Annotated in this window: 11 protein-coding genes, 1 pseudogene and 1 other annotated feature; of the genes and pseudogenes, 9 read left to right on the forward strand and 3 right to left on the reverse strand. The window is 43.1% G+C overall.

Annotated features, from left to right (window positions below; all coding sequences use genetic code 11):
* Nucleotides 1–6 precede the first annotated feature (6 nt).
* From leuC to ilvE, 5 genes are all read left to right on the forward strand, one after another.
* Nucleotides 7–1,275, forward strand: a complete 1,269-nt coding sequence (gene leuC, locus D2962_RS05715) for a 3-isopropylmalate dehydratase large subunit (RefSeq protein WP_122014425.1) — start codon at nt 7–9, stop codon at nt 1,273–1,275.
* Nucleotides 1,272–1,772 carry a 3-isopropylmalate dehydratase small subunit gene (gene leuD / locus D2962_RS05720; protein WP_122014426.1) on the forward strand — a complete coding sequence of 167 codons (501 nt, stop codon included), beginning with the start codon at nt 1,272–1,274 and terminating at the stop codon, nt 1,770–1,772. Before leuC ends, leuD begins: the two co-directional genes overlap by 4 nt.
* Nucleotides 1,765–2,832 (forward strand): 3-isopropylmalate dehydrogenase, encoded by a 1,068-nt coding sequence (leuB, locus tag D2962_RS05725; protein WP_122014427.1) that lies wholly within the window; start codon nt 1,765–1,767, stop codon nt 2,830–2,832. The genes leuD and leuB overlap by 8 nt, the downstream gene beginning before the upstream one ends.
* A gap of 60 nt (nt 2,833–2,892) precedes the next feature.
* Nucleotides 2,893–3,154, forward strand: a binding site (T-box leader).
* A gap of 50 nt (nt 3,155–3,204) precedes the next feature.
* Nucleotides 3,205–4,884 (forward strand): biosynthetic-type acetolactate synthase large subunit, encoded by a 1,680-nt coding sequence (gene ilvB, locus D2962_RS05730; RefSeq protein WP_120767549.1) that lies wholly within the window; start codon nt 3,205–3,207, stop codon nt 4,882–4,884.
* 110 nt (nt 4,885–4,994) lie between these two features.
* Nucleotides 4,995–5,879: a branched-chain-amino-acid transaminase gene (gene ilvE / locus D2962_RS05735; RefSeq protein ID WP_122014428.1), complete on the forward strand. Its 885-nt coding sequence runs from the start codon at nt 4,995–4,997 to the stop codon at nt 5,877–5,879.
* A 167-nt stretch (nt 5,880–6,046) separates the two neighbouring features.
* Here ilvE and D2962_RS05740 read toward each other — a convergent pair whose 3' ends face one another.
* The 3 genes and pseudogenes from D2962_RS05740 to D2962_RS05750 all read right to left on the reverse strand — a co-directional run bounded on the left by D2962_RS05740 (nt 6,047) and on the right by D2962_RS05750 (nt 9,975).
* The gene (locus D2962_RS05740) at nt 6,047–6,775 is read right to left on the reverse strand and encodes a hypothetical protein (protein ID WP_122014429.1); all 729 of its coding nucleotides are present in this window, start codon (nt 6,773–6,775) and stop codon (nt 6,047–6,049) included.
* Nucleotides 6,776–7,616: 841 nt separating this feature from the next.
* Nucleotides 7,617–7,831, reverse strand: a pseudogene (locus D2962_RS19845) (glycosyltransferase family 2 protein); the annotation flags it as partial.
* An 887-nt stretch (nt 7,832–8,718) separates the two neighbouring features.
* Entirely contained in the window at nt 8,719–9,975 is a 1,257-nt protein-coding gene (locus D2962_RS05750; protein WP_122014430.1) for an IS110 family RNA-guided transposase, read from the reverse strand.
* 308 nt (nt 9,976–10,283) lie between these two features.
* Between D2962_RS05750 and D2962_RS05755 the strand changes: the two genes are divergently transcribed.
* The 4 genes from D2962_RS05755 (at nt 10,284) to D2962_RS05770 (ending at nt 14,012) form a co-directional block, all read left to right on the forward strand.
* Complete coding sequence (locus tag D2962_RS05755; protein ID WP_162991116.1) at nt 10,284–10,826, forward strand: nitroreductase family protein; 543 nt, start codon at nt 10,284–10,286, stop codon at nt 10,824–10,826.
* A gap of 144 nt (nt 10,827–10,970) precedes the next feature.
* Nucleotides 10,971–12,527: an acyl-CoA synthetase FdrA gene (fdrA, locus tag D2962_RS05760; protein ID WP_122014432.1), complete on the forward strand. Its 1,557-nt coding sequence runs from the start codon at nt 10,971–10,973 to the stop codon at nt 12,525–12,527.
* 16 nt (nt 12,528–12,543) lie between these two features.
* A complete protein-coding gene (locus tag D2962_RS05765; RefSeq protein ID WP_120768867.1) occupies nt 12,544–12,717 on the forward strand; it encodes a fdrA domain protein in 174 nt (57 codons plus the stop codon).
* Nucleotides 12,718–12,773: 56 nt separating this feature from the next.
* Nucleotides 12,774–14,012, forward strand: a complete 1,239-nt coding sequence (locus tag D2962_RS05770) for a YlbE family protein (RefSeq protein WP_122014433.1) — start codon at nt 12,774–12,776, stop codon at nt 14,010–14,012.
* Nucleotides 14,013–14,075: the final 63 nt, after the last annotated feature.

Genomic DNA, 14,075 nt, shown 5'->3' on the forward strand with positions numbered 1-14,075 from the left:
AAACCTATGGGCATGACCATAACTCAAAAGATACTCGCTAGACACTGCCATAAGGAATTTGTAGAGCCTGGAGAACTCATCATGGCCGACGTGGACCTGGCCTTGGCCAATGATATAACCGGCCCGGTTTCTATAGAAGAGTTCAAAAAAGCCGGCGGCAAAAAGGTGTTTGATCGGGGAAAAATAGCTTTAATTCCCGACCATTTCGCCCCCAATAAGGACATAAAATCCGCCGAGCTCTGCAAAACCCTGAGGGATTTTGCCAGGGAACAACAAATTGTACATTACTATGAAGTTGGAAGAATGGGTGTGGAACATGCCCTGCTTCCGGAGCAGGGCATAGTCCTGCCCGGCGACCTGGTAGTGGGTGCCGATTCCCACACTTGCACTTACGGGGCTCTGGGGGCTTTTTCCACCGGTGTGGGCAGCACTGATTTAGCTTTTGCCATGATGACGGGGAAATGCTGGTTCAAGGTTCCCGAAACCATAAAGTTCATCTATCACGGCAAACTTAATCCCTGGGTTACGGGCAAAGACCTCATATTATACACCATAGGGGATATAGGAGTGGATGGAGCCCTGTATAAAGCCATGGAATTTACAGGAGATGCCTTAAAAAGCCTTACCATGGATGAAAGGTTTACCATGAGCAACATGGCCATTGAGGCCGGTGGCAAAAACGGCATAATGGAAGCCGACAATATTACCATTGAATATGTAAAGGCAAGGGCGAAAAGGGATTATGAGATATTCAAAAGCGATGATGACGCAAAATACTGCCAGGTCATCGACTACGATGTATCAAAAATAGAGCCCCAGATAGCCCTGCCGCACCTGCCGGAAAACACCGTCGGTGTTTCCAAAGTGGGGGATATATCCATCGACCAGGTGGTGATAGGTTCCTGCACCAACGGCAGGCTCGAGGATATGCGTACCGCTGCGAAGGTTATAAAAGGCCATAGGGTACATCCCGATGTGAGATTGATAGTGATTCCGGCCACCCAGGAAGTTTACCGGCAGATGATAATTGAGGGGATCATGGAGATTTTCTTAGAATCCGGCGCAGCCGTAAGCACTCCCACCTGTGGCCCATGCCTGGGAGGATATATGGGGATTCTTGCAAAAGGAGAAAGAGCGGTGTCCACCACCAACCGAAATTTTGTGGGGCGTATGGGCCATCCCGAAAGCGAGATTTATCTTGCAAGCCCCGCAGTGGCTGCGGCTTCTGCCATTAAGGGCAGGATAGCCCATCCTGAGGAGGTGGCAAAAATATGATATATAAAGGTAAGGCATGGATTTTCGGTGACAATATCGACACCGATGTCATCATTCCCGCCCGTTATCTGAATACCACCAATCCGGAAGAACTGGCATCCCACTGCATGGAAGATATAGATTCTGGATTTTCTAAAAAAGTAAATACCGGTGACATAATAATCGCCGGCAAGAATTTTGGATGCGGCAGTTCCCGCGAACATGCTCCACTGGCCATAAAGACCTGCGGTGTAAGTTGCGTCATTGCCAGGTCCTTTGCCAGGATTTTTTACAGGAATTCCATAAATATAGGACTGCCCATCCTGGAATGCGATGAAGCTGTGGATTCTATTAAGGCCGGGGATGAACTGGAAATTGATACCGACACCGGGGTCATAAAAAATTTGACGGCAGGCAGGTCATATACCGCCAGGCCCTTCCCCGGCTTTATAAAAGGCATCATTCAGGCGGGAGGCCTGCTAAACTATGCGCGAAAGGCGGAAAACTACGATGTATAAGATAGCTTTCCTGGCAGGAGATGGCATAGGTCCGGAGGTCATGGCCGAGGCCAAAAAAGTTCTCAAGACGGTAGAAAAAAAATTCGGCTTCAAGTTTGATTTCCATGAAGGCCTGGTAGGCGGTGCCGCCATAGATGCTTACGGCGTTCCACTGCCTGAATCCACCGTAAAGCTGTGCGAGGACTGTGATGCCATTTTGTTCGGAGCGGTGGGAGGTCAGAAATGGGATGCATTGAGCAGCCAGCTGCGGCCTGAAAAGGCCATCCTGGGCTTGAGGAAACATTTTGGTCTATACGCAAACCTTCGCCCGGCTATTTTATTCCCGCCCCTTGTAAGCGCATCCCCCATAAAGCAGGAAATCATCGGAAACCTTGACCTCCTGATAGTCAGAGAACTCACCGGGGGATTATATTTCGGCACTCCCAAGGGCAGGGAGGAAACGGGGGGAGTGGTCCGGGCCTTTGATACAATGATATACACCGAGGAAGAAATAAAGAGAGTGGCCCATATAGCCTTTAAAGCCGCTCAAAACAGGAAAAAGCGCGTCACTTCCGTGGATAAAGCCAATGTGCTGGCAACTTCCAGGCTCTGGCGGGAAGTGGTGGAAAGAATAGCGAAAGAATACCCCGATGTAGAGCTTTCCCACATGTATGTGGACAATTGCTCCATGCAGCTGGTGGTAAACCCCGGACAGTTTGATGTAATCCTCACCGAAAACACCTTTGGAGACATACTCAGCGACGAGTCCGCGGTGCTGACAGGTTCCATAGGCATGCTGCCATCGGCCAGCCTGGGAGATAAAAAGCCTTACCTATACGAGCCCACTCACGGCTCCGCCCCGGACATTGCAGGTACCGGCAGGGCAAACCCCATCGCCTGTATATTGTCCGCTGCCATGATGCTGGAGTATTCCTTTGGAGCTTCGGAAGCATCGAATGCCGTAAAACAGGCGGTGACCAGGGCTCTGGATGAAGGTTACAGGACTTCCGACATAAAAACTGGTGCCGGAAAAGTTGTTTCCACCACTGAAATGGGAGATGTTATTGTAAATTTTATTTGAATATTTAATTACAGGGTTGTATTTAGTGGCATTTGATGTTATAATTTTTTTTAATAACACTAAAAAGCCATGAAGAGAAGAGTAGCTAGATCTTTGCGGCCAAAGAGAGTCGGGGCAGGTGAAAGCCGATGCCGGAAGATTTTCGTGAAAATCATCTCGGAGCTGCCAGGGTGAAGAGAAAGTAATCCTGGCCGGGTCCCATCAGGGAATTGGCCACCGTTAGAACGGCCGGGTATCGGGCCAAAAGCCCCGTACCTGCTGAGGTTCATACCGCAAGGTATGGATGAATCAGGGTGGTAACGCGAAACCCTTCGCCCCTTCATATGGAGGCGAAGGGTTTTTTTATTAACCATTTTTAAAGAGGTGAGGATCTTGACCGGTGCAGAGCTTTTGATAAAGACTTTGGAAGAAATAGGCGTGGACACCATATTTGGTTTCCCCGGAGGCTCCGCCCTGCCAATCTATGATGCCCTCTACGGTAACAAAAAAATACGGCATATCAAGACGGTCCATGAACAGGGAGCAGCCCATGCCGCCGACGGCTATGCCAGAGCTACCGGCAAGGTGGGAGTGGCTTTGAGCACATCAGGGCCTGGAGCCACCAACCTGGTTACGGGTATTGCCAACGCCTATATGGACTCGATACCAATGGTGGCCTTTACCGGGCAGGTGCCTTTGAGCCTTTTAGGGAAGGATTCCTTTCAGGAAGTGGATATCACCGGGGTTACCCTTCCCATAACCAAGCACAGCTTTATATTGAGAGATAAAAACGATATAGTGAAAAAGGTCAAGGAAGCCTTTTTGATAGCCACTACCGGAAGACCCGGGCCGGTGGTGGTGGATTTGCCCAAAGATGTCATGGCAGGAGAAGTAAATGAAAAGACCGTAAAAAAAGACGTTAACGGCTTTGTGGCTTCATATACTTCGAAACAGGCAATTCCTGAAAGTCAGCAAAAACAGCTGCAAAAGGCCGCCGAGATGATAAATGAAGCCCAAAGGCCGGTTATTTACGCTGGTGGTGGGGTAATAACTTCAGGAGCAAATCATGAGTTGTTAAAGTTTGCGGAAAAAATTGAAGCGCCCGTTACCACTACCTTGATGGGGATCACGGGGTTCCCTTCGGAACATCCCCTCTGCCTGGGGATGCTGGGAATGCACGGCACAGCTTACGCCAACATGGCGGTAACTGAATGTGATCTGCTCATCGCCGTAGGAGCCCGCTTTGATGACAGGGTTACCGGCAAGGTGGAGGCTTTTGCACCAAAAGCGAAAATAATCCATATGGACATAGATCCGGCGGAGTTGGGTAAAAATGTGGATATCGACCTGGCGCTCAAGGGTGATGTAAAAACCCTGCTGGAAAGGATAATCGAGCTTGTATCCTGCAAAAAGCGGGGACTGTGGCTTGAAACAGTCAACGGTTGGAAGCAAACTTATCCCCTTAAATATTGTAATAAAGGGCTGAAACCTCAGTTTGTAATTGAGGAAATATGCCGAATAACTTCCGGCGATGCAATCATAGCCACCGAAGTGGGGCAGCATCAGATGTGGGCGGCACAGTTTTACAAATTTAAAAATCCAAGAAGTTTCATATCATCGGGAGGCCTGGGGACCATGGGGTTTGGCCTTCCTGCAGCCCTTGGAGCAAAACTTGGAAGGCCGGATAAAGTAGTGTTCAATATAGCCGGTGACGGCAGCTTTGAAATGAACTGTCACGAGCTAATTACTGCCGCAAGTTATAACATCCCCGTGATAACCGTAATTTTCAACAACCGTACCCTGGGAATGGTACATCAGTGGCAGGAAATGTTTTATGACGGAAGGTTTTCCCACTCGGAACTGGGCGAAGGCACCGACTACGTGAAGCTTGCTGAAGCCTGCGGAGCAGCAGGATTTAGAATAACGGAAAAGGAACAGGTGGAACAGACCATAAGTAAAGCCATAGACCTGAATAAACCGGTGGTGATTGATGTCAGGATAGATCCCAAAGAGATGGTAATGCCCATGGTGCCCCCTGGAATGCCCATAAGCCGGATGCTCGGATTAGATTGATATTGACATGCCGTTAAAAAAGTATTATGTTAAATCTAACAACTTTTTCGGAAGGTGGAAAGGTCAAGTATTAACATTATAAATTTTAAAACAAAAGAGGAGGTCTTCAGATGAGTATACAGGTTTACGTGAACGGGGAGTATTTTCCGAAGGAAGAAGCCAGGATTTCGGTATTCGACCATGGTTTCTTATACGGAGACGGTGTATTTGAAGGAATAAGAGCCTATGACGGCAGGGTGTTCAGACTGAAAGAACATATTGATAGACTGTATAACGGCGCAAGAGCGATAATGCTTGACATCCCCCTTACGAAGCAGCAGATGATTGAAGTGGTACTTGAAACATTAAGAAGAAATCAATTAAGAGATGCCTATATCAGACTGGTAGTATCCCGAGGTGAGGGAGACCTGGGGCTTGACCCCAGAAAATGCCACAAACCTACCATCGTTTGCATTACTGACAAAATAGTGCTATACCCGGATAAAATGTATGAGGAAGGCCTTGAGATAATAACAGCTGCCACCCGCCGGAATCCTCCAGAAGCAGTGAACCCCCAGATGAAATCTCTGAATTACCTCAACAACATCATGGCAAAAATCGAAGCAAACCTGGCCGGTGTCCCTGAAGCTTTGATATTGAATGTAGATAACTATGTGGCAGAGTGCACGGGAGATAATATATTTATAGTTAAAAACGGAGTAATCATCACTCCCCCGACCTATGCAGGTTTATTGATAGGAATTACACGAAATGCCATTATTGAGGCTGCCCAAAATCTCGGAATAAAAGTGGAAGAGAAGTTGTTTACCCGCTACGAGGTATACACCGCCGATGAATGTTTCCTGTCAGGGACTGCCGCTGAAGCCATCCCTGTGGTAAAGGTGGACGGCAGGGTGATAGGTGAAGGCAAGCCCGGCCCCGTCACAAAACAGATTCTTAAAGCTTTCAAAGAACTCATAAAGAACGATGGCGAAAAGATATATCTGGAGGAATAAGAATCGTAAAATGATCCGTCTGCAATATATAAGCTTTGTTAGAATAGAGAAAAAGAAAGGGCCTTGATATATATATTCAAGACCCTTTTAATTTTTAGCGATATTTGTATGACAGTATTAAGTATTCTTCACATAATAAAATATTTCTCTTTAAAAACCGAAAATGGTTAATCCAAAAACATAGAACTTGTGAGTTTTATCATCTCAACTTTAGAATCCGGTTGAATCTTGCCGTTTACCAGCGAACCGTCGTCTTTATCAAAATCAAATATGATGAGCAGGGTATCTCCCAAATCAAACCATCCCTCAAGCTTTTCATTTGTATGAATGCTGGTAGGTTCCTTATATTTGGCCCTGTATTTTTCCAGTATATCCTTAGCGGTATCCCCTACCTTATCTCCCATATTTGTGCTTAATTCCACGCCGGTTAATTCTATTTCCAGGACTTTCCCCGAATCCTTGCCTATAATGAAGGTGATTCCTTTGTTACTATAATCCCATACATAATATGCTTCACCGAAATATCCCCCTTCCTCTTGATAAGTTTCTTTGTAATCATCACCTAAATACTCTTTCACCTTATCTTTGGGGTCTCCCAGGGATATCCCGGCTATGCCTATTTTTGAAGTATCAATTTCTTTTTCCTGCTGTTCACCGGGAGATTGTCCATTGCTTGCCTTGCTCTCATCCGGTTTTTGACCATCCTGTTCATTTTTGGAAGGAGTATTATCTTTATTTTCCTGCCCATTTTTAGCCGGGACTTGCGACTCCACATCGGTGGATTTTTTGATGCCGGAAGGAATTAATGAAGGATAAGTCCACAATACCACGGCAAGCCCTATTGCACATAATACCAGTGTAACCGTAACTACAGTAAGCGCTATCGATTTTTTCACAGAAGATCACTTCCCTTTCCGGTTTTTTATACTATTTTTTCCCATATATATAGACGAAAAAAACCCAAAAAAGTTCCATGTTTTTTTAAAAAAAAGATAGAACTTGCCGTTTGAGATAAAAAAAGAAGGGATGTTGAGCAGCTAAAACACTTGAGCCTTGCAAATGTTTTACCACCATAATGGGCAACAAGGATATAAAATTGAGTAAAGAGCAGGAAAAATACCTTGCAGCCAGGGTGAAATACGAAACGTCCAAGCAAGTTGAAAAAGCTTAAAGAACAGTTAAACTCGATGAATTCCCAGATGGAATCATTGGAACAAGCCGAAAAGAGTATCAAATGCTACTGGAAGAAAAAGAAGAAATAATAAAAGCTCTATTAAGTTAAAGATTAAGAGTAATATACATTATCAGAATGTAGCAAAAAAGCATATTTAGGGATATGGTGGAAGGTTGTGGACAGGATAACGGGCAATAAAGTGGGTGTGGAACTGATGATTAAGAATTATCTTTTCCGGTGGTGTTTATCTATGTGTGAATACGATTTATAATAAACAGATCGGGGCGGATCAAAATCGAATGTTTTTTTCCAATTAATCATATTCCTTCTTTTGGCTTTAACATAGTAAAATAAGCTTCTAAAAAATAAAAGTATAAAGAGCTGAGCATATGTGAAGTATAAAATAAAACCAATGAATATATTTAATGGTGAAATGGTTTTTTCTGCCGTCTGGGCACTAAATAACCGAATGGTATAGACCAAATAGGAAACATACCAGATCAGTAGCTGGTAGAGACGGCTGAAACAACACCCGCTACGGTAGGTGCCGTGGGTTATGTAAGTTCTCCTTCAGGAATCCTGATATGATATATATTTTTAAACTTTTCTGCAAAGGCTTCCACAATTTCTCCCGTGTGTCCTGGGAATTATCATTTAATACATATATTTGTAAATTCCCGGGATATTGCAGTTTCAGCATAGCCTCCAAAGTTTTCCGGATGACTTTTCCTTCATTATAGGCAGGAATCAAAATATCAATACTCGGGTAATGATGTAAAGCTATCGTTCTGAGAGTCGGGATATGTCACCCGGCTTTGACAGTTGCAGCCTCAAAATCCATTTTCCCCCCTTCAAACCCGCGTAAATTCAGCATCGATATTCAATAGCAGCCAAAAAAGTGGAGGCAAAAATATTAACATAAATAATTATGAAAAGCATAATCAAAAATCATAAAAATCATCTGATTTTAGCTTTATTATAGTGGTATAATTAAGTCATGTTCACTTATATTACCCGCTCCGGAAAATATGAATATGTACAAATTGTAAAATCTAAAAAGGTCAATGGTGTTACAAGGCATGAAGTCCTCTTAAATCTTGGAAGATAAGGATGAAATCGAAAACAATCAGATATATCAAAGGTCTTGCCTAAAAGCTTTTGGAAATATCCGGATTGCATGAAGTCAAAAATAATACAATAATATTGAGGACTCATCCGAAACAACAATCAGAAACTGGGGATACATGGTATACAAGAGGTTGTGGGATGCATTTGAACTATCTTCCTGTCTTGAAGATATTCAAAAGTATGATGCAAAAGCAACATTCGATCTTTGTGGTAGGTTGAGTTATATCACGGAATTTATCTTGTCATCTTTAAATATAGAGGCAGAATTAACAAGTGCCTCTATATTTTATTTTGGATAAGGTGGTTTCTATACTTATTCTATTATTAACGGATAATAATGAAGGGTTTCAATGTTCATTAACTGATACTAAAGGTTTGAATTATACAAATACCGAAAGTAATTAATAAAATAAATATTCGTTATGCTCGAAAGGAGGATTAGCTTGAAAAATAACACAACATAAGGTAAAAAAGGGCGCACTAAACTAAGGCCTTTGAAGGCCACAAAAAATTAAGCTTTGGTTATTGAGTTTAGGTTTACGCCACAGAAATGTCAGCAGCTTTTATTACACCATTGGAAATGAGAAGTTTTACAGCTTGTTTAATTGCTTTCTCCTTCTGTTTTTCCAGCATTTCCTGTGGCATGTCAATCTTATACAAATCGCTTGGATTCCACTCTTCGCCAGTAACAAACATATTGTAAATAGCGGTGAGTATCATCCTTGCGATAGCGATTATGGCTCTTTTCTTGCCTCTTCGTTTACAAATGCGTTCGTACTTGATTCTGTAATAAGAAGATTTATCCGATTTCACGGCTGCATGGGCAACTTGTACCAATGCAGGTTTGAGGTAGACACCGGCACGTGTAATTCGGACAGATTTCTTCTTACCGGCAGATTCATTATTGCCTGGCGTTAGACCCGCCCAGCAGCACAAACGCTTGGAGTTGGCAAATTGAGACATATCGGTACCAATCTCGGAGATGATAGTGATGGCAGATGTCCTATCAACTCCGGGAAGGGTACAAAGAAGTCTGATGGCACTTTCATAAGATTCGACCATGTTATCAAGCTTTAAATCCAGTTCAACAATACATTTGGTTACGTATTCAAGATGGGAACGAATCATTACCATGCGCTCTTTTTGTTCCTGAGTCATCTGATATCCTTCGATGGATTCAACCACAGCATCCGCTTTTTTCTTTAAGGATTTCTGGAGAAGAGAAGTACAGTATCCCGGGTTGAAGGTATCAGAAGAAATCAAGTAGTCCGTGATTGAAGAGGCAGATTTGCCAAACATGTCGGAAACGACAGCATCAAGGGCTACATTACAGACAGTAAAAGCATTCTGGAAACGGTTCTTCTCACTGGTTCTACAAGAAACAAGTTTAGATCGATAGCGAGTGTATTCACGAAGAATACGAATTGGTTTTTCAGGGATATAACTTCCCGGGACTAAACCAAGACGGAAAAGATCGCCAATCCACTTGGAATCCTTTGTATCATCCTTGTTTCCTTTTACAGCCTTCACCCATTTAGGATTGGCGACGGTGATATGGACGGTATCTTCCAAAAGGTTAAAGATTGGGACCCAATACTTTCCGGTGGATTCCATACACACATCATAGCAGTTGTTATCAATCAGCCACTGCTTGAACTTGAGAATGGAATTGTTGAAGGTTGAAAACCTCTTTTTAGAGTAATGGGGAATTATCCCCTGAGAAGTAATGAGTGTGGCGACGAGAAAAGACTTATGCACATCGACGCCACAGCAGATAGGATAAACAACTTTCATTGCACGACCTTCTTTGCTAATTTTGTAGCTGAGGAGGAAGACATTGACTGAACCATCACACATTTAACAAAGAGCTAAAACAATGATTAGCTTACGGTCTTATAGAACCACTTATTTGTGCTTGAAAGATGGTTCTTACACTGGTTAGTATACTGATTTAAGCTAAGAAGAGCAGTCTACGACTCACCTCAACGTGCTTTGTAGTGTATCTTCCCCTCAGTTTAATAATAACAAAGTGGTGAAAACCGCGCACCATTTTTTTCATTACTATTTGTGCCGCCAGCGGTAGCGGCGGAATGGAGGTTAGTGTGAATAATCTTTTAGATGTGTTAAAAAACAGGCGAAGCATCCGGTCATATAAATCTGATCCGATTCCTGAAAATATTTTAGAAAATGTGCTGGAAGCTTTTCGATGGGCTCCGTCGGGAGCAAATGCGCAGCCCTGGGAACTAGTTGTAGTCAGGGATAAATCAAAAATAGAAGCAATTGCGGACATTTTCATTGAATTGGTAGAACGTCAGAAAAAACTCGATCCCGATTTTCCCGGAAACAGCCGCAAGTATTTAAAAGATGTTCCTATCATCATCGTAGTCTGCGGGGATCCAAGATTTAAACTAGCTTACCCTCAAACATTAAGTGAAAGAGAAAAAGATAACATTTACTTTTTTAGCATAGGTGCAGCAATACAAACTCTTATGCTGGCCGCCGCCGAACAAAAGTTGGGAAGCGTTTGGCTGACGCCTGAAAAGATCGAAGAACAAAAACTAAAAGATATGCTCGGGATTCCTGATGTTCTGGAGGTTTTGGCTTGCATTCCATTAGGTTTACCGAAAAAAAAATATATCAGGTAGAGTGCGCAGGTCAATAAATGAATTTGTCCATTTTGATAGTTTTGATAACAGCAAATTTCGTTCAACGGAACAAGTAAATAACTTTATCAAAAAGTCAAGAATCAAGGCTATGTACGGGCAAGTAAAAAACGAGGAGGAGAAATCATGATTATAAAAACGCTGATTAGAAACGGAGAGTATTACGATTCGGTCAAATTGATGACTGTCTCAAAAAAAATATCCGAAAAGGAAGGTATAGATAATGCCGCCGTTTTGATGGGAACAGACCTAAATAAAGATGTGCTGAAAAGAACGGGCTTGTTATCCCCTGAAGCCGAAAATGCTTCTCCCGATGATTTGATCATAAGCGTTAGGGGTTCAAATGAGGCTGTTGTTGATAAAGCCATATCTCAGGTAGACACGCTGTTAAATCAGCGCAGGGACGGAGACGAAGAATCGGATTACAGGCCGAAAAGCTTTGATTCGGCATTGAAAATAATGCCTGATATGAATTTCTGCATTATTTCAGTCCCGGGCCGATACGCCAGGAGAGAAGCCATGAAAGCTTTACAGAATGGTTTACATGTGTTGCTTTTCAGCGACAATGTAACACTTGATGAGGAAATTAAGCTTAAGAAATATGCGATGGAAAATAATTTACTGCTAATGGGGCCCGATTGCGGTACCGCGATGATTAACAATGTACCTCTGGGTTTTGCAAACAAGGTCAGGAAAGGGAATATAGGCATTGTAGGGGCTGCCGGCACCGGCATGCAGGAAGTTATGAGCCTTATTCATAAGCAAGGGGCAGGGATTTCTCAAGCTATCGGAACAGGTGGCAGAGACCTTTCCGCAGAAGTTGGAGGAATTACCATGCTGCAGGGGTTAAGTGCACTTAAAGAAGACGATGATACAGAAATTATTGTAATTATTTCAAAACCTCCGGCCCCGGGAATAGCAGAAAAGATTTTAGATTACGTAACAAATATTAAAAAGCCCACTGTTGTCAACTTTATTGGCGGGGATCCGGAAAGAATAGCCAAAGCCGGAGCAGTACCGGCATTTACGCTGGAAGAGGCTGCTTTGAAAGCCGTATCTATTTCAAAGGGGATAGAAAATCGAGAAATCGATGGTCTCATTTCTGAAGAAGAGATGAAAAAATTAGCCCGGCAGGAAGCGATTCTTTTAAATGAAGACCAGAAATACATCAGAGGACTCTACAGCGGCGGCACCCTGTGCTACGAAAGCATGTTGGTTCTAAAAGACTTTGTGGGTGATGTGCACTCAAATACGCCTCTTAATAAAAAAATGAAATTATCCGATGCATATAAATCGGTGGAACATACCTGTATTGATTTGGGCGATGATGCTTTTACGGTTGGAAGAGCTCACCCCATGATTGATACTGCACTAAGAGAGGAGATGTTTGAAACCGAAGCGCAAAATCCAGAAGTTGCGGTAATTCTTTTGGATATCGTCATAGGCTACGGCACTCACCCGAATCCGGCAGAAGTTTTTGCTAAAAAAATCAAAAAATACAAAGACGCGGCACTACAGCAAGGCCGGCATTTAATAGTTATATCTTCGGTTTGCGGCACAGAAGAAGATCCGCAGAATTTATTGTCCCAGCAAAAAATCTTAAGAAAAGCCGGGGCTATAGTGATGCCCAGCAATGCCGCTGCGGCAAGATTAGCTGGTATGATTGTCTCTAATAAAAAATAATTGGGAGTGATTCCAAATGAAATCCATAAATTATATCTTTGGAAAAGAACTTAGGGTTTTAAACATAGGATTGGAACAATTTTATTTGGATTTAAAAGGGCAGGGTATAAAGTGCGTTCAATTGGATTGGAGACCGCCAGCCAGCGGCGATCAGGAAACCTTAGACCTGCTTTCGAAGCTCTTAGGTTAAATTCCCGTTTTGATGACGGAATTTAATAAAATAACAAATTCAAGGAGGAATTTAAAATGGATAGAAGGCAAGCCAATGAAGAAGCTTTAAAGCGCATGCAGGACTCAGAACCTTTTTTAGTAGGAATGGGACAGGCCAAAGATGTAATTCCCGGTATGAAAAAAAATCTAATAACACATGCCGGACCGCCCATTGAATGGGAAAGAATGTGCGGGCCCATGAAAGGCGCGGTAATAGGCGCCCTGATTTATGAGGGATTGGCCAAGGATGAAGAAGAAGCAAAGAAATTAGCCGCCAGCGGCGAAATAGAGTTTGAACCAAATCATCATCATCAGGCCGTGGGTCCCATGGCCGGGGTAACTTCTGCATCCATGCCGGTATATATTATTCAAAACAGAAAATATGGTAATTATGCCTATGTTAACATGAATGAAGGTCTTGGCCGCTGTTTAAGATTTGGGGCTTATTCCGACGATGTTATAAACAGATTGAAATGGATGGAAAAAGTTCTTTATCCAATCTTAAAAGAAGCCATAGAGTTATCCGGTGGAATTGATATGAAATCTATTGTTATTCAGGCTTTGCAGATGGGAGACGACTGTCACAACAGAAATAAAGCCGCAACAGCCATATTTACCAAACAAATAGCTCCTTATATAGCTAAAACCGGCGCCAGCAAAGAAGAAATATCGGAAGTATTCAAATTTATCAATGGCAATGATCATTTCACAATAAATATAACAATGGCCATGTGCAAGTCCATAGCTGATGCAGCTCACAATATAAAAGGCAGCACAATCGTCACCGCTATGGCGAGGAACGGTGTGGAATTCGGCATAAGGGTCAGTGGGCTTGGCGACAAATGGTTTACAGCTCCCGCAAATACACCTAAAGGGTTATTCTTCCCGGGTTTCACCCAGGAAGATGCAAATCCGGATATTGGTGACAGTACCATAACGGAAACCGTGGGTATAGGCGGTTTTGCCATGGCGGGTGCACCCGCAATTGTGCAGTTTGTGGGAGGAACCCCCAAGGATGCCATTAACTTCACGCTGGAAATGTATGAAATAACTTCCGCAGAGAATAAAAACTTCAAAATCCCAACTTTGGATTTCAGAGGAACGCCTACAGGTATAGATTTGCTCAAAGTTTTGGAGACAGGTATTGTGCCTAGAATTAATACAGGAATGGCGCATAAAGATCCCGGCGTGGGCCAGGTAGGAGCAGGTTTGGTTACGGCACCTATGGATTGCTTTAAGAAAGCCGCCAGATATATGGTTGAAAATCGTCTATAATTAAAAGAAAATGTTCGGGAAGCGCATATAGAAATCTCTGTATGTGCTTCCTAAAATAATAAA

It is taken from the genome of Biomaibacter acetigenes (assembly GCF_003691585.1).
Taxonomy (GTDB): Bacteria; Bacillota; Thermosediminibacteria; order Thermosediminibacterales; family Tepidanaerobacteraceae; genus Biomaibacter; species Biomaibacter acetigenes.

What these genes read in the sequence shown, in the direction of transcription:
- ilvE (WP_122014428.1), top strand. Translation starts at nt 4,995, where the DNA reads ATGAGTATACAGGTTTACGTGAACGGGGAGTATTTTCCGAAGGAAGAA.
- D2962_RS05770 (WP_122014433.1), top strand. Translation starts at nt 12,774, where the DNA reads ATGGATAGAAGGCAAGCCAATGAAGAAGCTTTAAAGCGCATGCAGGAC.
- leuD (WP_122014426.1), top strand. Translation starts at nt 1,272, where the DNA reads ATGATATATAAAGGTAAGGCATGGATTTTCGGTGACAATATCGACACC.
- leuB (WP_122014427.1), top strand. Translation starts at nt 1,765, where the DNA reads ATGTATAAGATAGCTTTCCTGGCAGGAGATGGCATAGGTCCGGAGGTC.
- leuC (WP_122014425.1), top strand. Translation starts at nt 7, where the DNA reads ATGGGCATGACCATAACTCAAAAGATACTCGCTAGACACTGCCATAAG.
- D2962_RS05765 (WP_120768867.1), top strand. Translation starts at nt 12,544, where the DNA reads ATGAAATCCATAAATTATATCTTTGGAAAAGAACTTAGGGTTTTAAAC.
- fdrA (WP_122014432.1), top strand. Translation starts at nt 10,971, where the DNA reads ATGATTATAAAAACGCTGATTAGAAACGGAGAGTATTACGATTCGGTC.
- D2962_RS05750 (WP_122014430.1), bottom strand. Translation starts at nt 9,975, where the DNA reads ATGAAAGTTGTTTATCCTATCTGCTGTGGCGTCGATGTGCATAAGTCT.